Consider the following 21088-nt stretch of genomic DNA (forward strand, 5'->3'; position numbering starts at 1 on the left):
GTGCAACAAGGTATATATAAACAACGGCGTTTCAGCATGGACTGGTCGACGAGGGCCTTGTGATATACAACATATCAGCCAACGAAGAGCAGATCACACAGTTGCTATGCTTCAGGACTTCTTGAGAAAGAGAGTACATTTCGTCTGTTCAGATGAGGTACGTCGACGAACAATCTAATTGGAGACTACACACCACTTTTGCAAGTGAATACACGATGGCCACCCTCAACCGTTGCAAGTGAATTATGGGTTCAACACACCACTGTTACAAGTGAATCAAATAAATGAGAGACACACCACCGTTTCAAGTGAATATATACGCGAGACTGCCCAAACAGCCAGCTAAGCTACATTGTTTATCGAAGCTATTTTTCGAATAATCTTGACCTCGCTATTCAGTGTCGACACGTCTGCCATAGCATCGACGGCACTCGAAAACGGGACGTCCAGTTCGTAACTGTAGTAGTTGCCCGGCGATCCGCTTCGGTTTTCGTTCGCTGAGAGAATTCCGAGCATCCGCAGATCAGACAGGTGATTATGAACAGATCGCTGGGACAGTGAGTCGACGTCGGCACTCTCACCTGTGGCTTTATTGACAAAAACACGTCCTCTCCCGCTATCACAGCACTACGCTCTATCGCAGTAGAATCTCACGAACACTGTGGTAATCTCTAACACAGTCGATATCGAATCAACCGCTATGCCACGGAACGTATTGGTACCCACAGACGGCTCTCCACTCTCGATAGACGCACTCGAACATGCTCTCGACACTTTCCCTGACGGGAACCTCACACTTCTGCACGTCATCGATCCTCGATACACCACGCCGGATGACGATGAGTTGAGGCCTGAACGGATATTTACCGATCTGCTTGATCTCGCCGAGGCCCACAATATCGAAGTCGACACCGAGATTCGCGTTGGCCACCCCGCCCGTGAGATTGTGACCTTCAGCGAGGAAACAGACGTCGACGAAATCATGATGGGAAGCCATGGCCGGGAGCGGGCATCACGAATCCTGTTTGGGAGCATCGCTGAGCGCGTCCTGCGACGAGCCCCCGTCCCTGTCACGGTTGTCCGCTCCCACCAACGGATGGGCACAAAGCATCATCTCGTCCCGATCGACGGCTCGGAACAGTCGACAAAAGCACTCGAATACGCCTTTTCGGTCTTCCCAGACATCGAAACAACCGTCCTCCATGCTATCGATCCGATGGAAACACACTACGGCGAGGGGCAATTGGTTCACTCCGAAGTGGAGTACGAACAAATACAGGAGGAAGCAGAGGAATTGCTGGCAGACGCAGAAGACCTAGCTCAAGAGTACGATGCCAACGTCACGACGACGACAGCTGTCGAATGGAGACCGAATCTGCCAGCGGATGCGATTCTCAACTACATCGACGACAACAACGTCGACCATGTGATCATGGGAAGCCACGGTCGCTCCGGCGCATCGAGGCTTCTCCTCGGCAGTGTTGCAGAAACCGTTGGGAGACGGTCGCCTGCACCTGTAACAATCGTCCGGTGACAATTAATCGTCCGGTGATAATTCTATCAATTCCCAGGAGTTTCACTTGCGATGTGGGGTGTGTAAACGTCAATTACTGAACACGTCAGAAAACAATCGCCAGAGAAATTTTTTCGTGCCCCAAGGGGTGTGGCACTCATCATGAGTGTCCCATCCCACAATGACTCAATCACTACTTGAGAGACTCAGTCCGACGAATCGTGTTCTGAAACGAGCCCAGTACGAAGCCTTCGCGTTCTCGCTGTACGACGGTGATGTCCTCGTTCGAAATGAGAGCCATCTCCAACCTGGCGATCACGAATACCGTGTCACCATCGTCGACGGGATACCAGAGAGCTGTGAGTGTCCTGCAGACAAGCGGTTTGAAGGCCCGTGCAAGCACCGAACAGCAATCGCGATCCGACCAACTATCCTGGATGTGGCTACCCAGATGCAGATGGTCGCAGACGGTGGGGTGACCACCGAGAAGGCACCAATAGACCCAGAAGACGACACTGAACTCCAGGAGTGCGACTGCCAGTATCTAAACGACGATTTTCCGTGCTGGGAGTGTGTGAAAACCGGTCGACGCGAACTTCCTGAGTAGACCGCCCCGCGTATTTTTTCACCCCCTGAGGTGTGCGGGGTGTGCAGAAAGCACTTCGCGTGTTTAGGATGGCTACCAGAGAAATCTACGGACAAACGTTCGATGAGGATGTATCGAGTGATCAATCTGCTACCTGTGTTGAATGCGGTGGTCAGATACGCACAAACAGCATTGAAACGGCCTGCGAGGACTGTGGTCTCATTATCGATGACCAGCGGATCGACCAAGGCCCAGACTGGCGGAGCTACAAAGAGAAGACAGACTCACAAAGTCGAGTGGGGCCACCACGTACGGTGGCGCGTCACGATAACGGCTTGTCGACTGAGATTGGCCGATGGCGAGATGGAAACGGCAACCAACTCGCTGGATCGAAGCGCAGTCGACTGTCCAGGATGCGCCGGGAGCACAGCCGTGGCCGATTCGGGTCGAAATCAGAACGGAACCTTGCACACGGGCTCGGTGAGGTCCGTCGAATCACGAGTGTCCTTGATCTCGCTGAGTCGATCCGTAACCAAGCCTGTCAGCTCTTCCGAAGTGCTCAAAACGAGGATCTCCTCCGTGGCCGTTCAATCGAGGCGATAGCCGCAGGAAGTGTGTATAGTGCTTGCCGGTGCAACGGGCTCGGACGAACAATCGACGAGATCGCGGCGTTGGCCCGAGTGAATCAGCAGCGAGTGATGAACGCGTACAAAGTACTGAACCAGGAACTCGGACTGCCCACCCAACCCATTCGGCCAAGTGGGTTCGTCCCACGGCTTGCATCCGAACTCGGCGTTTCGGATCAGGTTCGACATCGAGCCCAGCGGTTGGCAGAACACTCGGAGACAGTCGACAAGACTGTGGGTGTCCGTCCTTCTGGGTTCGCAGCAGCGTGTCTCTACTGTGCTAGTCAGGAATACGGACATCCGCTCACACAACGGTCAGCCGCCGATGCTGCAAATGTGACGCCAACAACTGTCCGAGCACATCGAGATACGATTGAAGGACTGCCTCTCTGAACAAGTTTCTGAGAATGCGTAAATGATTCACTTCTATGCGATGTATTCGGCGACAATGAATGAGGTTTGAGTCTCAAGTATATACGCGAAGACGGACCAACCACTGTCAGACTACGTATGAAGGATCATCAATCTGATTTTGAGGAGCTCCGACCGCTTGGCGAATCGACGTCGACTCCTGATGCTGAACTGGCAGAGCGTGTCGACAATGAGGTCGACGATTCTACTACCGAATACCCTCCAGGATACCCAGACGAGATCGCTCCAACCGAGTGTGAATGTGCTTCTTGTGGAACCTCGACCCCCGCTACGCAAACGAAGTGCGAATTCTGTCTCACCTATCACCTCGATGGATCTGATGACGAGCAGAACCGCTCAACAGAAGAGTCGACACTCCTCCACGTGGTCCATCTGCTCGTCGAGGCCTCAACGTTCTATGCTGCGGTGGCAAAGGGATCTGCAGCAGCAACGCTGCTTTCCAAGCCTGACAAAGACCCCGCAGTCGACGATTGCGAAATGATCTACGATCTCGATGAAGCACCTGCGGTACAGATAGCTGACCGCTGGCCCTCACTTCCCGAGGCAGTATGAATCACGTCTAAACAGGGCCAACAGTTGCTCGCTGCTGCTCGTGATCGGACCATGTGGACAAATGAACCACAGTCGCCTCGTGAGGACCGACATGGGACGTTTCTGTACGATGAGGCTGGATATGCGATCACCGAGACAAGCCAGCTCACGAGTAAGCTAGAGGATCCAGACGATCTTTGGTTAGTCCCCGCAATTGCCCTTCAGGACTCTGTCGACGACACTCACGCAGAGAGCCACCAACCGAGTGTCCCAACGAAACACCGTATGGAGTGCTGGGAGTGTGATCGAGTGACTGAACACCTCTTCAACGAGATCGAGTCCCTACCCTCTGAGGACTGGAGTGGCCAACCGATCTGGGAGTGTCGAGTATGTGGTAAACCTCGCTACGGACCACAGCCAGAATAGAACACTCGACTGGCCCAATCTTAACCTACAATAGCCGTCTCTTCTCAACGTTGTTGGTTAAGATAGTAGAACAACCACTGAGAGACTTACCGAGCCGCCTGCGAGTTTTATTACCCTCTGAGGGGTGCGAGGCCGATCAGAGAGCCTTGTATAAATTGTATGTCCAACTCGCAACACTCGGAAACTGATTCCACAAAATCGTCGACGACCCAATCCCAGCCAGACCAAATAGAGCACGTCGAGCGGAGCGACGTCGGTGTCTCACTCACTGTGCAACTCACTCGTGGGACGGGGACACGGGATCAAGACAAAATAACAGCGAAGGTGAAAGCGAAAACCTTGGAGGAGGCTCGAACCGACATGGAGACTCTTCGAGCATATATTGACGACCTTGCTGAGTCGACACGCCAGATCCAACCAGCAGAGGTACCCAAGTAGCGAGTCGACCTGATTTTTTCATCGCCTCACCAAGGGTAGAGGCGATTTAATTGAGTAATTCAGCAGATCAGTCCACAGAATCGAGTGGCCTCACCCCACAACAGCGTCTCGAATCGTCGAACACTCGGCTCGTCGACGCAGGCATTGCGACGATCAAGGATATGGAGACGCTGCGGGCGTGTGTCGCCTATGAAAATGCGAACCAACGCCGGGTTCTGATTCTCCATCGTCTCAAGCGACGAGCTGACGAGATCCGGGCCGAAGTCGAATAGAAGAGCACTCACTGACTCATTCTGGGCCCACGCGATGTTAACCAACACTCAGCCGTAACGACGAATTTTGTTGGTTAAGACTGCTACTGATAACGATTTTTTTCTCCCCGAGAGGTGTGCGGGGAGCGAGTTCTCGCAATGATTCAAAATGGCATTATCAGCACGTTCGACCAGTAGCAAAGCCAGCGAGATTGTAGCAGCTCGAGAGACCGACTACGTCGCATTTCTCCACCGCGTTCCCTTCGCGTTAGATGCCTTCAACCTCGGTTTTCTCACCGGCTTTCGAGAAGACTGTACTTACCAGCAAAACCAATACACGGATTTGGAGTTGCCAGTTGGAATGCTTGACAACGACTTCCGGAATCCCGATCTCACTCGATACGTGGAGCGGTTTTTTCGGTACGAACCACAGGTCGGCGTGATCGGTGATGCCTACAGCGTCGACGAGGTCGAGGAATACGTAGCTGCTGCTCGCGATATCCAAGCAAGCTATCCAGAATCAGAGTTGGTGATCGTCCCGAAGTGCCGTGCAGCCATTCATGCAGTACCAGAGGACCTCATCGTGGGATACTCACGGGGATACGCTGACAAGCTAGCTCACGAGTTTTCGGAGCCGACTGATTGGCGTGGTCGACGTGTCCATATTCTCGGAGGGAGTCCATTGAAACAACTCAAGGTGATCCAGCAGCTCACCTGTCCAACGCTGACGGGTGATCCTCCTGCAGATATTGTCGGCCTTGACTGGAATGGCTTGCATCGAGGGGCTCAATTTGGTGAATTCTGGACCGATCGTGGCTGGGACGACAGTGGTCGTGATTCCGATCACGTGACGGTTCGGAAGATCGTACGCTATAGCCTCGGGCAGGTTCGAGAGTTCTGGCAAGCACACGGCGTCTGGCCCGAGTCGACCCTCCAGGATGTCGGTGTCGAGTACGCGTATCGTGGGCCCTCACCGAGCGATATAGAGAGCCCAGCGTGTTCTGAGTGCAGTATGAACGTTTGGTCGACCGAACGTGGACCCTATGTGGCTGAGTACGATACCGGAGACCTCTGTGGGTACTGCAGCTACGACTGTTACTTTACACACCGACATCGGAACCAGCTCGAAGAGCTAGCTGGCGAACAGAGCGTCTACTTCCCACCAGCCTAACCGCAGTATTTTTTCGCGCCCCAAGGGGTGCGGCGCGTTCTGAAGAAGCAGAACTCGTCGTGTGAAAATCATGGCTACAACGAGTGAGACATCGGTTTCCTTCGAGGAGAGCGATACCCGACACGATGAGATGCACAGTACGATCGAACAATGGGTTGATGAGCTCGTCGACCACGTCGATGATGCACAGGAAAGCAAAGAGTTTCAGGAGTGGCTCGATGTCCAGAGTCGCTTCCATGACTACTCGCATCGAAATACCCTGCTCATCAAGCTCCAGTGTCCCGAGGCAACAAGGGTTGCAGGCTACCATACCTGGCGAACCGACTTCGACCGGCATGTCCAGAAGGGCGAGCAGGCAATCTGGATCTGGGCTCCGATCATCGCCAAGCGCTGTCCCAAGTGCAAGAATGCACCCAGCTATCACGACCAAGTCGACTGTGAGTACGACGAGACACCTCCAAGAGAGTGGTCGAAAGGGCTAGTGGGGTTCAGACCTACAACCGTCTTCGATGTCTCTCAGACGGAGGGTGAGCTCCTTCCCGAGTTGGAGACTGCGGCCACTGGGAGTGCTGGTGATCTCGTGGTGAAGCTCACGGGGGTGGCTGAAGACCTCGGTGTGACCGTTCGCATTGTTGAGGGAGAGGAGTGGGAGTACGGAGAGGCGATGGGTGTCTGCAAGTACCGATGTATCCATTCGTTTCACCCCGTTATTGAAGCAAAAGCTCGTGCGAATCAGGCCGATCTCGCCGTGACGTTGATTCATGAGTATGCCCATGCACTGTTGCACTTCGGTGTCGACAGTGAACCCGAGCGGGCAAAACGTGAGGTCGAAGCCGAGGCCGTTGCGTACATCGTCGGTCGATTTTTTGACTTGGATACGAGTGGGTCTGCGTTCTACTTAGCGGCGTGGGAAAACGAGGATTCGGAGGTGATCCAGGACCGTCTCGGTCGGATTAGTTCGACTGCTCAGAAGATCATCGAGGCAGTTTCAAAAATATAGAACTACATATACTCAATTAGGTATCCTGCTTCAGTTCGTTAGAATATATTGTACGTCAACTGCAGCCATCAAATGTACCGCTAGTCGGCATTTCTAAAAATAACCCATCTAAGCCAATTTGAATTGTCACTAAATGTCGATCCCGCTATTCGCAAACGTACTAGAGCGAATCAGCTGCTACGGCTAGCCCTGAAACTTAGCCCAGTAGACCGAGATCATCGATTTTCTCAACAATATTCTCTACAGCAGCAGTCGCATCCTCAGCAAATTTACCACCCGTAATTACGATTTTACCGCTCCCAAAGAGGAGGATGACGACCCCTGGATCTTCCATTCGGTAGACGAGTCCAGGAAACTGTTCGGGTTCATACTCAACATCCTCCAACCCAAGCCCGATCGCGAGTGCATTCAAATTAAGATCATAACCGAGGTCTGCACTCGAAACAATGTTTTGGACGGTGATCTCTGGAGAGTCAGTGACTGGGATACCTAACTCACGAAGCTTCTCAAAAATTATCTCGAGGGCCTCGTGGACATCATCAACACTTGCAGCGCCGGTACAGACGATTTTCCCGGAGCGAAAAATCAGTGCTGCAGCTTTTGGATCTTGTGTCCGATCAACGAGTCCAGGAAAGTTGTCTGGGTTGAATTCGGCACCGGGAATATCGTCGACAAGTGTTTCGAGATCAAGTTCCTGATCGATTCCAGTTGATGCAACAACGTTCTGAATTTCAATTGTCTCTGTAGGTGCGGTCATAAATTAATGTAACCTAGTTACGGATATGGTATTATAAAGGGAGGACAAAATCAGTCGACCTCGGTTGGATTAATTGGATTCTCACTCTTAGGAAGTTAGCGTACCTTGATCTGGAGGAGGACACTAATTTAGTCGTGATTAAGGAGTCTGTCGATATGCTTTGTATATTCGAGATTATTTTTCGCCCAGCGCATACACATCACCAGCCTGGGTGGCAACGATCACGATGCCATTAGTGATCGCTGGCGCTCTCTGGATGCCTCCGAGACCGAAGTCACTGAAAGATCGATTACGGGTCTCAAAGGACCACCACTCTGTGCCATCAGTCAGAGAAAGTGCCCGCAATATCCGTCTATCGCCGAAATACACACCATCTCCAGCAATTACCGGTTCAGTAGCCCTTGTACTCGTGTCGACAGTCCAGTCTCTGTTTCCCGCAGTGTCGACCGCGATAAGTCCCTCAACGGTCGGGATGATAATACGATTTTCAGCGATAGCGACTGAACGACGGACAGAGCCCGGGAGATCGATACTCCACTCTTTAGATCCATCTTGTAGGTCCAGCGAGTACAGCGTTCCGGCCTGCGTACCGACCACAACACGATTGTCCGCAATAGTAGGTGCCGCTGTCGTCTCACCATCGGTATCGAACTGCCAGAGTCGTTCGCCCGAAACGGCGTCGTAGCTGACGACCTGAGGGGTTCCCGCTCCGTAGACGACTGTCTCACCGGTCACCGCTGGCGTCGAAGCGTACTCACCAAGGGTGTGACGCCATCGCTCAGTACCGTCGTGATCGAACGCCGCCACAGATGTGGTCCCGAGGCCCCCACCAACCAAGACACCGTCTTCGGTCACAGCTGGTGAGCTGTTTATGTCGGCATCTGTGAGGGCTCGCCATGTGATATCACCGCTGTCGGCGTCGACTGCCGCCAGTCCCCGGTCTTCGTTCTCCCCGCCGTTCCAAACTGTGACGTAAACCGTCCCGTCGTACACTGCTGGTGTCGAAGAACCGTCGTGGCCGACATCAGTGATCCATTGGCGCTGCCCTGTCGCACGGTCAAGTTGGACGAGTTTTCCCCCGAAGGAGACATACACCCGGTCATCAACAACGACCGGTTGGGAGTGGTCGTATCGATGGGGTGTCCGACGCCAGTATGTCGTCACTCCATCCGTCGGCCCTGTTGCATCGAGATTTCCTGTATGTTCGGGAGAGCCCTGAAATTGCGGAATCACACCGCCAATATCGCCACCAATCGGAACCTCACGGTTCATGATCGGTGTCGTGGCGGGTTTGGCTCCGTCGTTTCCGCTGTCCCCGAGACAGCCCGCAATCCCAGTGAGGCTGGTGCTTGCGAGGACTCCAAGGACAGACCGTCTGTTCATAGCTTCAGAAACTGTTGTACGTGGTAAATGTCTTCTGTAGGGTCATATCGCTCCACTTAGTTGGTATTGATGTACAGGCCATACCGGTAGAATTCGTCGTTGTACCAGAGTTGTTTGCCATTCTCTGCTGTGTCGACCGCTCCAAGTCCGAGAAGATCAAGCAGCCTCTCAAATGCCTCAGTTATTGGAGCCTCTTCTGTGTAGGTCTCTTCGGCAATCGCCTGCTCGAGGATCTCTTGTGGTTCTGCTGGCAACGCATCTGGAGAGAGTTCCGTATCGATCCGAGAGCCGAAGACAACCTTGCGGAAGTCGCTCTGGGAGCTTGCCACCTCAACAGCAAAGGCGGTATGAGCGGTTTCTGTGAGTTGCTCCGTCGTGATGTCGACACGGTAGGCCCACGCCCCGCTATCGGTCATGGTCACGACTTGTTCATTTAATTCACCGCTTGCGAGTCGACTCTCACGTTCGCTCGGCCACCGTAACACATACCCGTCGTCTCGAAGCAACTCTGCAGTGCCTGATTCTCCACCACTCACAGTATATGAGTGCAGTATTTTTATGATTCGAGCACTCGGTCGGTCTAGCGTCTCAACCAGAATCGAATCATCAGGTACCTGCTCTTGTGGGACGGTCTCAACGCGAACTATCTGTCGCTCTATCTGCTGTCGACCAGTGACGACGTATTTGGTCTGATAATACGATCCCTCGTACTCTACGTAGGCGTCGGTCGGCAATGGTTCAAAGCCATACGTCGTGTGTCGTCCCTCTGGGAGAATATTCTCAAGGGCAGTTTGTGCAGGCCCGCCGAACAAGGAGCTATTATCTGGTTCGTAGAGGGCATACTCGACAGGTGAGCTCTCAATCCGATCAATATCGAGGGTATACTCCTTAGTTGTGCCTTGAGATCCAAAATTGGTATCGTTCAGACAACCTGTGAGAGTCGTGAGAGCCACAGTCCCAGTTGCTTGGAGTGTACGTCGACGAGTGAGAGTCATACCAAAACGAGCAGCGACTGCTATTTTGTTCTGTTGGAAATGTTGGGTTTTATTTTTAAAGTATGAGTCGACGTTGAAGCTGGGATATCGACCAGTCGACGCGGCGTTGAACCCGTGTTCTTGCTGCAATGTGATTGAGTACTTACTTGTATGATGACTCGGGACAGTTTATGATGAAACGGCGACAACTTTCGAAAATGGCAGCAGGGGCCACTGTCATCGGATCATCACTGCTGTCTGGATGCCTAGGTATGTTGCAGGGATCCGACGACGATTCCAACACAGACGCTCCTAGCCTATACCGAACCAAGTACGATTGGTGTGTTCCAGGAGATCTGGAAGTCGACAGTGTGGTAGGGGATACAGTACTCGGTCGGAGAGATATTACCGAACGCAGATCGGAGACGAGGGAAGCTATCGCCCTGAGTGCTGAGACCGGATCGATTACATGGAGCTATGAAACCGAACGAGACGTTGATCACTTTACTGCCGTCACAGTTGACGATGGAATATACCTCACCCGGAGTGGCCCCCAAGACGGCAACGGAGTGGTTGCTCTCAATATGGACGGCACGAAGCGCTGGATCGTGAACACTGCAGTCGGTTACGAGCGTCCACGTGTAGCCAACGACACAGTCTACGTCGCCGACAGCCGGGTGTACGCATTTGATGTAGCTTCAGGAGATCTACGCTGGGAGTACAACCTACAGGGTAGTAGATTGTCGCCGACAATCGTCGACGTCACCGACACTGTCGTTGTCGAAACGGGCTACACAGTCCTCGGACTCGATCCGACTGCGGGAACCGTGCGGTGGGAGTTCGAAACCGGCGATCAAGTGATAGGGGAAGTTCAGCTCTCGGACGGAATCAGTTACGTTATGACCAGTGATCGGATCGCTGCGAGTTCGGACGGTGCCGAGCAGTGGCGCACAGAATTCGACACTACTACTGCACAAACAGGCGAGAGTATTGTCGGGACCACGTCTGATCGTGTGTTCGTCTTTACAAGCGGTGATGACGGAGACGCCCACCAACTCCAGGCTTTCGAGGTTGCAACCGGCGAGCGATCCTGGACCTCCGAGCCGATCCAACCGATTGTCCAACCAGATTTTGAATGGACTCCGAGGACAACTGTATACGGAGACATCGCCTATCTCGGTGGCGAGACGCTCCGTGCAATAGACGCGACAACTGGAGACGAACTCTGGCAGGCGTCAGTCGGCGATGGGCCGATCAAAACGCTGACCGTCATCAATAACGGCGCTGAGGCCGATCACACCGTGTTCGTTCAAGGGGGCGAGACACAGCTCGCAACGTTCACCCCAGACGGCGAGCAGACGTGGAGCCACTCGGTCAACGCCCCTGATCGGGTCTCTGCGATAGGGGAGTACGTGTTCGTTGGGACGGACAACGAGATCTGCTCGCTGAATCGACTGGAAAAGTCGTAATTCACTGTTGGTTAGGCACGGTTGTCTCTACCTTGTCGATATAATTACAGTGACTATCGCCACTTGAGTTCAGTTTAGAATTCTACTTACAGGATCTACCCGAATGCCTCATCTGTGTTTTTCAGACGACCCATTCCCCAATCTGTATACGGTACCACTCACCATTGTACTGGACGTACTCTACTTGATCACTGGAGGTATTGGTCTCAAGCAAAGACAGTGTGGTTCTGAGTTCGTCGACTGCTGTGCGCTGGTGGGGTGGTGCAACGTTCTCATCTGAGCCACTCAGACAGATATCTGTTTCACCACCGTTTGTTTTCGTCATCTAAAGGAGTTTCGTGGCGTTCTCACTAAGTTCGGGGAGTCGAGCACCGTTCTCCTTGAGGATGTAGTCGACAAAGTTCCAATCTTAGGAGAAAATATATACTCATAGAGATCAATTCATTTTCATGAAGAGACGAACTCTCGTTGGTCTCACTGTTGGGGTCTCGACTGGATTCAGTGGATGTCTGTCTCAGGTGCTTGGTGGCTGCCCTGGGGTCGGTGAGATTGAAGTATTTGTTGCAGGTGATGTGCCAAAAGGTGTAGACGTTCTCGATGGAGCATCAGAGCAATTTGTTGATTCTAAATATCTTTCTCAAGCACTTTCAGAAGCCGAAGAAAATTATGAACCAGAAATGGCAGGTGTCAGTACTAGTATCAATACCTCAAATGAGACAAATCATAGCGAAGTTGATGACGGTCTTGATGATCAATCGTTTCGAGATCCTGATGCACGGGTAGCGAGAGTCTCAAGCCAAGAAATGTATTCGGACGGTACAGTGGAAGGAGTCATTGGGTTTAGGGAAGAGACGTATGTGAGATACAACAATCGCACCTACATAATGACGTATGGAGAAATTGTCTGCTGAGATGTGCGTGTTGACTATTTAGCTGAAAGTGGCGCTAAACCCCTTTTCGTCGACCAGTGAGACCGACACCCTCCGCTAAGAGTTCGTGTGATCGTAGTGTAGCGTCATGGTCGGCAATGACATCCTAGATCATAACGTGGTACTTCATCTACGCCCTCGGAGAGACATACCATCAGGGATATCTTGGTCAGTACATCCTAGACCGTTCAGAGGAAATGCCGGATGCGACCGTCTCAGCCGCGTCGACCGTCCAGCCGGATAACAGCGATTACCGGGTGATGTTGCCGCTGTCGAACCCCCGGACCGAGAAGAACCTGATCAAACTCGGGAGCCTGCTGGCGAAAGCTAAAGGCGGCAATGTGGTCGCCACACACATCGTCCAATTGCCTGACCAGACGCCTCTTCACGGAGGTTCAGAACATGTCGACCGGATCGACGCTGATCGTAGGTCAAATTTGTCGCTGCTCTATCTTGTAGACAACCCCCTACCGAGCGGGAAGACGGTGAAACGTTCCTCGCTGAGTAGGCCGCAGATCATAATCTCGATGATGCAAGCCAGATCGTCGATGATTCCGGCGATGTCGAGGATGCAATTGCCCGCCATGCCGAGGACCACTCGATGGTTATGATCGGGGCCGCACAGGAGGGGCTACTTTCGCGGTTAGTCCATGGCTCGCTGGCCTTCAAGGTACTCAACGACGTCGAATCGTCAGTTCTGTTGGCCGACCGGCCACAATCTCGCTCGTTGGCTGACTGATTGTTCGGGCGCTAACTGGACCTACCCAATAGCCCTCATCGATTTTACCTACGATTCAGAGAATCAACCTCGTTGAGGGCTTCTGTAGCAACATCACCTAACTCCCCAGCCTCAATATGTGAATACCGCTCACGGACCATCTCCTCTGAATTGTCGAGATACCGGGCAGCGACTGTATACCCGAACGTGCGAACGAGGACCTCACCCATACCACGCCGGCCACCGTGGGGCGCGAGGTAGTCGTGTTTCGGATGGTCGATATCAATCTTTGCAGCCTCTGAAAGCCGCTGAAGAATCGACCGTGCACCGTCAGTCGTGATCGACGGTGGCCGAATATCATTATCGAGCGCCAGCAGTAGGTCGCGAGCGTACTTCTGTCGACACTCAGTAATTGCTTTCGAGCGTTCCCCTCGGTCAGTTAGCTCATCCTGGACGAGCCCTGCGAGTGTCCGTTGGTCGAACGTCGGAAACACCGGCCAACGCTCTGTCGGCGGGTCCATCAGCTGGCGATAGCTCCGCAGCGGCGTAATAACCGGGTCGGGGAGACTCGCGGCGTCCCACTGCTGTTTCTTCCGGTAGACGTCCATACTCCCGTCGTCGAGCGAAAGTTCCTCCCAGCGGACGCCACGTCGACGCGGATCGTTCGGGTCCCGAAGAAGTTCCCCGACCCGAACGGCGGTGTATGCTAGGACGAACACCAAGGCTCGGTCTCGGGCAGCTCTCAGGGCAGTATATCTAGCTTGTTGCTTCTCACGTGGGTCGACATCCTCTGAGAGTGTAGTGAGTGCCTCGATGGCATTACGGGCTTGTTCGTCGACGTGACGGGTAAGTGCGTGACGCTGCTCGGAGGTCCAAGCCTGCTGGTCACCGGGCTTGCGACCGTCGTCATCAGGGAGTGGCGCGGTCGCACTGGCCCGCTGGGCGTAGTGTGCTTCAAGATAGCCTTCGTTGACACACCAGCCGCACCACGTCAAGTTACGAACGACACAAAACGTTCACGGCCTCTCTTCACCCGGTATATTCCTGTATCAAATTTTCAGCTGATGTTACACTGTCTTAGACCTATTCGATGGGTTTGATTGTTTTACTAAGGAATAACTCCCAAAGAACTTTATTTCTAGGTTTTGTTTTTTGACACCGCTGATCACTACGACTGCGTATAGAAAAATTATTGACAATCGACTTTAACGATACTGCATGGCCTCCACCCATCGCCGTTCATTTCTGAGAGTAGCAGGAATTATCGGAGTGAGCACGTCATTAGCAGGCTGTTCTGGAATCGGCTTGATGGATTCTTCTGAGGATCTTCCTGCAGGAAGCCTGAAATTTGACAACGATCATACCGTCCCACATGAGATCTCTATTGAGGTTCTCAATGTGGGAACTTCGAAAGGTGAACGAAGAGACGGACACGATACCGTTACCGGAACTCCCGACACTGCAGTCCCCCAACGAAATCTCACTGCGACAACTATCGTTGAACCCGGACAAACACAGACCTATGAATCCGTGTTCGAGTCACGAGTCTGGTATGACGTTCGATTCACACTCGACGACGAGTACTCGGGGGAGGACCTCGGAAGGACTGTATTCCATCCAAACTCTTCGAGCGACGAAACTACTGGTCAGATATTAGGCGGTAACGTATCGGACGGTGGAGAACTATCGTGGCAAATTTCGACAACCGATAATCTAGGACCGTCATTCCAATAACCTACCCATAGTGTCGGATATGGGGATTTCATCCCGTCAGGGGGTGAGTTTCTACTAACTGACCTCAGATCTATAATAATGGAACTTAGCTGCACAGCTGAGAGAATAGGTACTGCAGACTCTGTTCAGTCACAAACGCTCTGATCAAGGATTATCTCATCTATTTCCACTCCAATGAAAAACCGAGTTCCGGGACATCGACCGACACCTAACTCGAATTCCTCGCTTCTCTCGTTATCGACTATGACTTCTGCCTCAAAAACACCGTCATTAAATGCGTCGTCAATACGCTGGTCGGAGTTAGGCTCAACGTGGTAAGTTTCATCAAGAACTGTTTCTTGGGATTCTTGCTGGACCAACGTTACAGTAACATCCCGTACAGAATCGGTTCGATTGTGTATGTCGATGAATCCGTCACCACCTCCAGAGAAGGCTATACATCCACTAAGAAGGGAAGAAAAAACCACTCCAATGAACCCACGTCGAAACATACTATTTAGAAATAATCAAACTGTAATTATATACTTTCTGTATGTGTCAACACATTTTAGAAATTTCGCAGTCTAGTGACACAATATTTGCGCTCGCAGTACTACACACCTCTCCTGTTTGAACACACGAACAACAGGTTGGTTTGCTTGTCGGAGAATGATGTCTATCCCGGCACATATGAGCGGTTATACTCAGAACTACGCTCTTTCAGGACCTCTGTGGACGAATCAGATATGTCCGTGTTCGCAAGGGGAAGTTATATTGTCGGAGAAAGTGAATTATCTATCATGTCCGTGAAAACATCATCCTCTAATAAACCACTAGTCAAGGCTGGCATAGTGTACTTTGCTTCTGTCCTTGGTATAGGATTTCCAATTATGTATACTGCGTACGTGCTTCTTGTAGGGATATTCAGTACTCTCGGTGTTGGATGGTTTGTTTCCTCTGCTGCAGGTATTACGCTAGTCGCCATTGCATTTCTACTTGGAATGGTAGTCGCTGAGAAGGTGGCAAGTCAAGTCGTTAAGAAAGTATTTTAACTCGCTTTATGAGTTTCAGTCTATTTGACTTCCCCAACCTTCTATAGAAACTAGGTCACTTGCGCTCGCAGTCTTGTAGTAGCCTTTAGGTAGTCATGTGTTGTTTATGCAGTTATCCTTGGAAAAGATATTTATTTTAAGTTTGTTTATTTGTATACATGAATAGACGAGCTGTTGTCGGTCTGTCTGTTGGAATCTTAACTGGCTTTAGTGGATGTTTGTCTCAGGTTCTTGGTGGCTGTCCTGGAAGGGGTGAGATTGATGTGTTTTCATCTTCGATGCAATGAGCGTGGCGGGACAGTGCTTCGACGATCGGAAGTAGACCTGTGGCTGGGTACTTGACCGAATCTTCATTAGTTGGTGTATCTACCTGCAACTGTGTCATCGGTGATTACCAAACAGTGGGCGGACATCGACGGGTGGTGGGACAACCACGTCGAGTACCACGGCCATGGTCTCGAGGTGGTCAGCAAGCTGATCGAGCAATCGAATTTACAGTGGGCAGCCAACGAGAGCATTTTCACTCAGGATCCTCTGTGCGAGAGTTGGGAGCCACAATCGCCAATGTCTGGGCCCTTACGCACAAACCAAGAGGAAAACTGGTCACAGTGGCTTGCGCATTTGATTCGGTCCTCAGACGGTCGGTTTTCCCACGAGCTGTTTGGAGTACCAGAACAGTCGACGACGTCGGTCGACAGGGAAATCCACATGTCCAGTCAAGAACACCACGACCGACGAGTCGACATCATTGTCGAGTTTCCGGAGCTGTCGTTTTCAATCGAATTGAAGAAAGGCGACGAACATTACGAAAAATCCTCAGAGGCAGCCTACCTCGCAGAGGCAAACACTGACCACGACAAGCCGTGGACACACTATCTCTTGGTTCCCGAACTGAAACAACCAGCCGTTGTGGATGCGTTTGGAGATAATATCGATCTATCCGGTGCGGGCACTCCAACAATCTACTCTGAGGCCTTTGTTGACGTAGAGATCCTGTGGTGGAACGACGTTGCAGCGGCACTCCGGCGTGCAATTACAGCGGAAATCAACGAAAATTGGCAGGCGAGTGCGTACCTCTTTATTACGTTGATCGAACAGAAGATTATGCAATTCCACTCGCAGTCGGCGATCGAACAGATCACCGCCGGAGGGGACGTGCCCGATCTTGCTAGTGTACGTGGTGTCGACATTGACGACCAGATCAAGTATCTGAGAGCCTCTTTGGGAGGTGACCCTCGTGACTAACGACACACTCACGGATGGATTGACGAACGATCGCTACGTGAAGGCCGTCCGGTTGGTCGACGATTTCGAGGATGAGGTCTACGATAGGATCAAGGATACACTCGACGATATTATGACGAGTGAGCAAGAGGGATTGTTCGACAATAATTTGGACTACGACAAGGGACACAACCCGACCCCAGGGCCGACGTATGGGACCTTACGGTTCGAGGGAACCATGATGCAGACCAACAGCGATGGAAACAATCTCAAATTGAATATTGGTCTCGAGTGGGTCGAGCCAGAAACCCAGGGCCGCGACGAGTGGCCCGAGCCATTGTTGTGCTATGTCTATTACAAAATTAAATACGCACCCACCGAACCATTTCAGGCGGTCTCAGCAGCAACTCGGGAGTCAAATGAGTGGGATGCAATAAGCGTCGGTGACGAACAATGGGATTCGGGACAGCGAGTTGCACCGGGTATTTTCTACGTGCCGATCGTTGATGGTGATGATATTGAGGAGGGGCTGTCTGTCCTTGGAGATCACTGTACGACGTTTGTTCAGCAAATGGTCGAGTAAGGTAGAGGGATCGAATCCTACTTGTGGAAGGTCGACTTGCTCAACCAATATTCCAGCGGATATCTCCCCCAAAAAGATAGCTATCAACTATAGCTATACTGTTCAACTATACTTTATAGCTATACTATAATGGCGTCTCTCGATATAAGGCGCAGCTATTGACTATAGCTGAACGGTATAGTTAGAATGTATAGTTACATCATATAGCTGGATGATGTAGCTACAATGTCTGACTTAGATTTATATTCATAGCTTCCTACTATTACCTATAATGCTCACTTATGCACCCGTTTCAGAGGCTGGAGGGGTCGGAAAGACGACCACTGCAGCGACACTTGCAGCGAGTCACGCACGCGCGGGACATGAGGTCCTCGTAATCGACATGGACACACAGAACGGCAGTCTCACCTATTTCTTCGGTCCAGATTACGACCGTGGAGATCCAAACGTCGACAATCTGGTCCGACATCTCGTAGGGCGTCCAAAAGGAGAATTCCACGATCTTGCTATTGAGGTCGAAGAAGGGATTGACCTAATACCATCTCACAATATGCTCGAGGACCTCCACGAGTTCCTACTGAACGAAAAAAATCAGGCTGAGAATTTCGGTGAGTCCTACAGTATGTACCATCAACTCCATCGTGTTCTCAGTGAGGCAAACGTTCGCGATAAATACGACGTCGTCATCGTAGATTCTGCAGGTAAGGCAGGTCCAATTCTGTACAATGCATTGGTTGCAGTCAGGAACGTCGTTATTCCATTTGAGGCAACTGCAAAGGGTCAAGAATCGATTGAAGGTCTCGACGATCTCGTCGATGGCCTAGAGGAAAGTATTGATATTGACGTGGGAGTGCTTGCAGTCCTCCCGATTGGGTATAAGGACACACGTGACCAGAAAGAAATTCTGGCAGATCTCCGTGGGAGTGGATTCTCAGTTCCCGTTGTTATTGGCGAACGAGGGTCGCTGATGGAAGGGTGCTGGAAACAGCAGTGTAGCCCGTACAGGTACGTTGAGGAGCATCGGAGCCGGAAGCGCGACTACGAAACTGAGACACTCAACCAGTTTGACGAGCTGGCTCGTCATCTAGAACGGGAAGCAGGGCTTGAGATTCCAGAGGTGACTGCATAATGGGACTCAAATCCGGTTCACGAGATGCTGGCCTCGACGACTCCGAAAGCGACGTCGACCAATCTACTGAGAAGGAACGAAATACACCCCAGACAGAGAGCGAAGAAGACGCCGATCCATCATCAACCGAAATAAAGGACGAACACGAGAGTACGCCATCGTCGACCTCCTCTGAAACAGAATCTCAACGACCGACAATGGACTCGATCCCGTACAAGTTACGGCGAGACAAAGTAAACGAAGGCCGCGAACAGGTTCCCTACTTCCTTCGTGAAGGTGTGCTTGAAGCCGAGGACGAACTCCAGGATACGCTCGAAGAGCTGCTCGGTGAAAAGGTGTACAAATCTGATTACCGAGAGGCTTCGATGGTCGTCGCACAGCGGAATCCAGAGCTCATTGCAGAGGTACTCCGGGAGTGGGGTTACGACCTAGATGAAATCTAACTCTCACCCCTGAAGATTCCCATCAGTTGCTCACGCATGAATTCGCGACGTAACTGGCGAGATCGTGAGTCGGAGAGGTAATTCTGCATAACGACCTGTGGATCGCTACTACCCTGCTCTGCAGCTATTTCTTCGACGCCTTCGAGGACTCCTTCGAGAACTGCAGTATAGGTATCATACCAGAACCGTCGACAGAGCTGCGGACTCGGACGCTCGCCTTCGATCCGATCTGGAAGATCGGCTTCTGAAGCAAGCTTTTGGAACCAATTACGGATTGTGTCCCGCGTTACGTGTGGGATTTGGCCCTGCGGTGAGGGGAACAAGTATCCGTCCCACGTCTCATCTTCTCCAAGTTCATCAATTCGGGAGTCCAGGATATCTAGACCGAACAGTACCGATACTTCTCCAGGACCGTTCTTACGGCTCTCGAATGCGATATGGGGGACGTCGTCGTCGGGAACATCGCGATTGAACTGCGAAATGTGGAGTGCCGCGACCTCGCCTGCTCGGAGTCCCCACCCAGCGAGGGCAACCACCAATAGTTGGTCTCGTGAGGTCGTTTCCATCTCCATCAGCTGGCGAATATGGGCCGCTGACAGTGATGGGGTCGGCGAGTCTTTGGTTTCCCACTTGAATTCTTCATACAATCCGCTGGCGGGATTCATCGAAGCGATTCGTCGACCGACCAGATGCTGATACCAAGCGTCGACGATGCGTCGCACCCGTTGGAGGGTCTGAGCACTGTACTCGCGTTCGGCCCCCTCATTCAGCCAGTCAAATGCACCATAGCATGCATCGACAGCTTCGTATGCGGGTGCGTCTCGATCACGTTGAATTGGCGAGAGGAGATCATCCGTGTCGTTTGCCTCAGAGTACGCCCGGACATAGAGGTTCAGCCGCGTTCGGAGGGTGTCGACAGAAGACGTCGAAAGACCGTACCGCGACTGTCGACGATCCAAGAATCGCTCGAGTGCGTCGACTGTTTGCTCATCGGAAGTTGCCCAAGTGTAGCCGTCATCGTCGTCACCAAGTCCGAGATCTTCACTCCAGAACTCTCCGAAAGATCGGTCGTGGTGTCGACGAAAGGCCGCGAGAAATGACCGCACACCGTGATCACTGAACCACTGGTGGGTTGGTTTCTCCGCCGTAGGATCAAGGCCTTCTGCTTCGAGACACGGAGCAACCTGCTCCCAGTAGAGCTGTGTGAAGTCTTCGAGTGAACAGGCCGACCACCGGACATCGTCGAACGAAGGCTGCTGTGGTTCGAGCTCGCTTTCCTGATCGGACTCAGGGTGACTCATTGGGTTATGCCCCGGCTGTTGTCTGGATGAGGTTCTGAGAACAGATTTCGAAGTAGAAGCCTGCTCGCTGCCTCGTGTGGTAATTCTAAGAGTCCCATATTCTGGTTGTTCAGTCATTCAGTAGGATTAATTATAAATTTATGGGTTACGCTGACTACGAGAGTCTGCTAAACCCATGGTATATTCGGCGCGAAACCACGCCACATCAATAAATCACATATTGCGATATAGATTTCTGGGCAGTCACGCTGCGAATGGCGGCTCTCACGTCACGAGGTAGACGTTTTCTCGCCGGTATTCGCGGCAGATTAAGGGTAAATCAGTGTAAAAATCCGTCTCTTAGAACTATCTCGTTAAATACAAGCAACTAATTGCTGAAAACTAAACAACCGCGAAAAGATGTCTCTACCGGCTAGCAGACCTGGAACATATAATATAA

General features: G+C 51.9%; 23 protein-coding genes and 2 pseudogenes. 18 read left to right on the forward strand and 7 right to left on the reverse strand.

The genetic code is table 11. From position 1 onward, the window contains the following. Positions 1 to 342 precede the first annotated feature (342 nt). A pseudogene (locus tag HALTADL_RS06250) lies at positions 343 to 576 on the reverse strand (cell division control protein Cdc6); the annotation flags it as partial. Between the two features lie 124 nt (positions 577 to 700). Here HALTADL_RS06250 and HALTADL_RS06255 point away from each other — a divergent pair. The 8 genes from HALTADL_RS06255 (at position 701) to HALTADL_RS06290 (ending at position 6974) form a co-directional block, all read left to right on the forward strand. Continuing rightward, the gene (locus HALTADL_RS06255; RefSeq protein WP_089672967.1) at positions 701 to 1534 is read left to right on the forward strand and encodes a universal stress protein; all 834 of its coding nucleotides are present in this window, start codon (positions 701 to 703) and stop codon (positions 1532 to 1534) included. A 160-nt stretch (positions 1535 to 1694) separates the two neighbouring features. Further along, entirely contained in the window at positions 1695 to 2120 is a 426-nt protein-coding gene (locus HALTADL_RS06260; protein WP_089672966.1) for an SWIM zinc finger family protein, read from the forward strand. Positions 2121 to 2188: 68 nt separating this feature from the next. Further along, complete coding sequence (locus tag HALTADL_RS06265; RefSeq protein ID WP_089672965.1) at positions 2189 to 3118, forward strand: transcription initiation factor IIB; 930 nt, start codon at positions 2189 to 2191, stop codon at positions 3116 to 3118. A 117-nt stretch (positions 3119 to 3235) separates the two neighbouring features. Further along, positions 3236 to 3709, forward strand: coding sequence for a hypothetical protein (locus tag HALTADL_RS17935; RefSeq protein ID WP_321163928.1), 474 nt, complete (start codon positions 3236 to 3238; stop codon positions 3707 to 3709). Positions 3710 to 4264: 555 nt separating this feature from the next. Next, on the forward strand, positions 4265 to 4552 hold the full coding sequence (locus HALTADL_RS06275) for a DUF7389 domain-containing protein (RefSeq protein ID WP_394296237.1): 288 nt from the start codon (positions 4265 to 4267) through the stop codon (positions 4550 to 4552). 50 nt (positions 4553 to 4602) lie between these two features. Continuing rightward, positions 4603 to 4824 (forward strand): hypothetical protein, encoded by a 222-nt coding sequence (locus HALTADL_RS06280; RefSeq protein ID WP_089672964.1) that lies wholly within the window; start codon positions 4603 to 4605, stop codon positions 4822 to 4824. A gap of 148 nt (positions 4825 to 4972) precedes the next feature. After that, entirely contained in the window at positions 4973 to 5974 is a 1002-nt protein-coding gene (locus tag HALTADL_RS06285) for a DUF6610 family protein (protein ID WP_012660133.1), read from the forward strand. A gap of 70 nt (positions 5975 to 6044) precedes the next feature. Continuing rightward, entirely contained in the window at positions 6045 to 6974 is a 930-nt protein-coding gene (locus tag HALTADL_RS06290) for an ArdC-like ssDNA-binding domain-containing protein (protein WP_012660132.1), read from the forward strand. Between the two features lie 196 nt (positions 6975 to 7170). Here the strand turns inward: HALTADL_RS06290 and HALTADL_RS06295 are convergent, their stop codons facing one another. The 3 genes from HALTADL_RS06295 to HALTADL_RS06305 all read right to left on the reverse strand — a co-directional run bounded on the left by HALTADL_RS06295 (position 7171) and on the right by HALTADL_RS06305 (position 10067). Next, positions 7171 to 7731 carry a TATA-box-binding protein gene (locus HALTADL_RS06295; RefSeq protein ID WP_012660131.1) on the reverse strand — a complete coding sequence of 187 codons (561 nt, stop codon included), beginning with the start codon at positions 7729 to 7731 and terminating at the stop codon, positions 7171 to 7173. A gap of 174 nt (positions 7732 to 7905) precedes the next feature. Beyond that, positions 7906 to 9114: an outer membrane protein assembly factor BamB family protein gene (locus HALTADL_RS06300; protein ID WP_089672963.1), complete on the reverse strand. Its 1209-nt coding sequence runs from the start codon at positions 9112 to 9114 to the stop codon at positions 7906 to 7908. A 56-nt stretch (positions 9115 to 9170) separates the two neighbouring features. Then, entirely contained in the window at positions 9171 to 10067 is an 897-nt protein-coding gene (locus HALTADL_RS06305) for a hypothetical protein (protein WP_241211169.1), read from the reverse strand. Between the two features lie 392 nt (positions 10068 to 10459). On the opposite strand from HALTADL_RS06305, the gene HALTADL_RS06310 reads away from it, so the two are divergent. The 4 genes from HALTADL_RS06310 to HALTADL_RS17230 all read left to right on the forward strand — a co-directional run bounded on the left by HALTADL_RS06310 (position 10460) and on the right by HALTADL_RS17230 (position 13225). Beyond that, a complete protein-coding gene (locus tag HALTADL_RS06310; RefSeq protein ID WP_245708426.1) occupies positions 10460 to 11557 on the forward strand; it encodes an outer membrane protein assembly factor BamB family protein in 1098 nt (365 codons plus the stop codon). A gap of 449 nt (positions 11558 to 12006) precedes the next feature. Beyond that, entirely contained in the window at positions 12007 to 12468 is a 462-nt protein-coding gene (locus tag HALTADL_RS17225) for a hypothetical protein (RefSeq protein WP_141104814.1), read from the forward strand. 215 nt (positions 12469 to 12683) lie between these two features. After that, positions 12684 to 13097, forward strand: coding sequence for an adenine nucleotide alpha hydrolase family protein (locus HALTADL_RS06325; RefSeq protein ID WP_049933934.1), 414 nt, complete (start codon positions 12684 to 12686; stop codon positions 13095 to 13097). Then, positions 13088 to 13225 carry a hypothetical protein gene (locus HALTADL_RS17230; RefSeq protein ID WP_162551683.1) on the forward strand — a complete coding sequence of 46 codons (138 nt, stop codon included), beginning with the start codon at positions 13088 to 13090 and terminating at the stop codon, positions 13223 to 13225. The genes HALTADL_RS06325 and HALTADL_RS17230 overlap by 10 nt, the downstream gene beginning before the upstream one ends. Before the next feature lie 44 nt (positions 13226 to 13269). Here HALTADL_RS17230 and HALTADL_RS06330 read toward each other — a convergent pair. Continuing rightward, a pseudogene (locus HALTADL_RS06330) lies at positions 13270 to 14193 on the reverse strand (site-specific integrase); the annotation flags it as partial. A gap of 229 nt (positions 14194 to 14422) precedes the next feature. On the opposite strand from HALTADL_RS06330, the gene HALTADL_RS17235 reads away from it, so the two are divergent. Further along, positions 14423 to 14938, forward strand: coding sequence for a hypothetical protein (locus HALTADL_RS17235; RefSeq protein ID WP_012660069.1), 516 nt, complete (start codon positions 14423 to 14425; stop codon positions 14936 to 14938). A gap of 125 nt (positions 14939 to 15063) precedes the next feature. Here HALTADL_RS17235 and HALTADL_RS06335 read toward each other — a convergent pair whose 3' ends face one another. Continuing rightward, positions 15064 to 15429, reverse strand: coding sequence for a hypothetical protein (locus tag HALTADL_RS06335; RefSeq protein ID WP_089672961.1), 366 nt, complete (start codon positions 15427 to 15429; stop codon positions 15064 to 15066). Between the two features lie 219 nt (positions 15430 to 15648). Between HALTADL_RS06335 and HALTADL_RS17240 the strand changes: the two genes are divergently transcribed. The 5 genes from HALTADL_RS17240 to HALTADL_RS06355 all read left to right on the forward strand — a co-directional run bounded on the left by HALTADL_RS17240 (position 15649) and on the right by HALTADL_RS06355 (position 19348). Continuing rightward, positions 15649 to 15969 (forward strand): hypothetical protein, encoded by a 321-nt coding sequence (locus HALTADL_RS17240; RefSeq protein ID WP_143054156.1) that lies wholly within the window; start codon positions 15649 to 15651, stop codon positions 15967 to 15969. Between the two features lie 378 nt (positions 15970 to 16347). Continuing rightward, a complete protein-coding gene (locus tag HALTADL_RS06340; protein ID WP_049933918.1) occupies positions 16348 to 17214 on the forward strand; it encodes a hypothetical protein in 867 nt (288 codons plus the stop codon). Positions 17215 to 17251: 37 nt separating this feature from the next. Then, entirely contained in the window at positions 17252 to 17776 is a 525-nt protein-coding gene (locus tag HALTADL_RS06345; protein WP_143054155.1) for a hypothetical protein, read from the forward strand. Between the two features lie 271 nt (positions 17777 to 18047). After that, positions 18048 to 18905, forward strand: a complete 858-nt coding sequence (locus HALTADL_RS06350) for a ParA family protein (protein WP_012660072.1) — start codon at positions 18048 to 18050, stop codon at positions 18903 to 18905. Further along, a complete protein-coding gene (locus HALTADL_RS06355; protein ID WP_049933921.1) occupies positions 18905 to 19348 on the forward strand; it encodes a hypothetical protein in 444 nt (147 codons plus the stop codon). The genes HALTADL_RS06350 and HALTADL_RS06355 overlap by 1 nt, the downstream gene beginning before the upstream one ends. Here the strand turns inward: HALTADL_RS06355 and HALTADL_RS06360 are convergent. Beyond that, a complete protein-coding gene (locus HALTADL_RS06360) occupies positions 19345 to 20649 on the reverse strand; it encodes a tyrosine-type recombinase/integrase (RefSeq protein ID WP_049933923.1) in 1305 nt (434 codons plus the stop codon). The two genes, HALTADL_RS06355 and HALTADL_RS06360, sit on opposite strands and share 4 nt — an antisense overlap. Between the last annotated feature and the right edge of the window lie 439 nt (positions 20650 to 21088).

The sequence above is a fragment of the Halohasta litchfieldiae genome, assembly GCF_002788215.1.
GTDB lineage: Archaea > Halobacteriota > Halobacteria > Halobacteriales > Haloferacaceae > Halohasta > Halohasta litchfieldiae.

Excerpts from the sequence above, each read along its gene's own strand:
- HALTADL_RS06255 (WP_089672967.1), top strand. The coding sequence starts at position 701 with ATGCCACGGAACGTATTGGTACCCACAGACGGCTCTCCACTCTCGATA.
- HALTADL_RS06260 (WP_089672966.1), top strand. The coding sequence starts at position 1,695 with ATGACTCAATCACTACTTGAGAGACTCAGTCCGACGAATCGTGTTCTG.
- HALTADL_RS06265 (WP_089672965.1), top strand. The coding sequence starts at position 2,189 with ATGGCTACCAGAGAAATCTACGGACAAACGTTCGATGAGGATGTATCG.
- HALTADL_RS17935 (WP_321163928.1), top strand. The coding sequence starts at position 3,236 with ATGAAGGATCATCAATCTGATTTTGAGGAGCTCCGACCGCTTGGCGAA.
- HALTADL_RS06285 (WP_012660133.1), top strand. The coding sequence starts at position 4,973 with ATGGCATTATCAGCACGTTCGACCAGTAGCAAAGCCAGCGAGATTGTA.
- HALTADL_RS06290 (WP_012660132.1), top strand. The coding sequence starts at position 6,045 with ATGGCTACAACGAGTGAGACATCGGTTTCCTTCGAGGAGAGCGATACC.
- HALTADL_RS06295 (WP_012660131.1), bottom strand. The coding sequence starts at position 7,731 with ATGACCGCACCTACAGAGACAATTGAAATTCAGAACGTTGTTGCATCA.
- HALTADL_RS06300 (WP_089672963.1), bottom strand. The coding sequence starts at position 9,114 with ATGAACAGACGGTCTGTCCTTGGAGTCCTCGCAAGCACCAGCCTCACT.
- HALTADL_RS17225 (WP_141104814.1), top strand. The coding sequence starts at position 12,007 with ATGAAGAGACGAACTCTCGTTGGTCTCACTGTTGGGGTCTCGACTGGA.
- HALTADL_RS06325 (WP_049933934.1), top strand. The coding sequence starts at position 12,684 with ATGCCGGATGCGACCGTCTCAGCCGCGTCGACCGTCCAGCCGGATAAC.
- HALTADL_RS17230 (WP_162551683.1), top strand. The coding sequence starts at position 13,088 with ATGGTTATGATCGGGGCCGCACAGGAGGGGCTACTTTCGCGGTTAGTC.
- HALTADL_RS17235 (WP_012660069.1), top strand. The coding sequence starts at position 14,423 with ATGGCCTCCACCCATCGCCGTTCATTTCTGAGAGTAGCAGGAATTATC.
- HALTADL_RS06335 (WP_089672961.1), bottom strand. The coding sequence starts at position 15,429 with ATGTTTCGACGTGGGTTCATTGGAGTGGTTTTTTCTTCCCTTCTTAGT.
- HALTADL_RS06350 (WP_012660072.1), top strand. The coding sequence starts at position 18,048 with ATGCTCACTTATGCACCCGTTTCAGAGGCTGGAGGGGTCGGAAAGACG.
- HALTADL_RS06355 (WP_049933921.1), top strand. The coding sequence starts at position 18,905 with ATGGGACTCAAATCCGGTTCACGAGATGCTGGCCTCGACGACTCCGAA.
- HALTADL_RS06360 (WP_049933923.1), bottom strand. The coding sequence starts at position 20,649 with ATGAGTCACCCTGAGTCCGATCAGGAAAGCGAGCTCGAACCACAGCAG.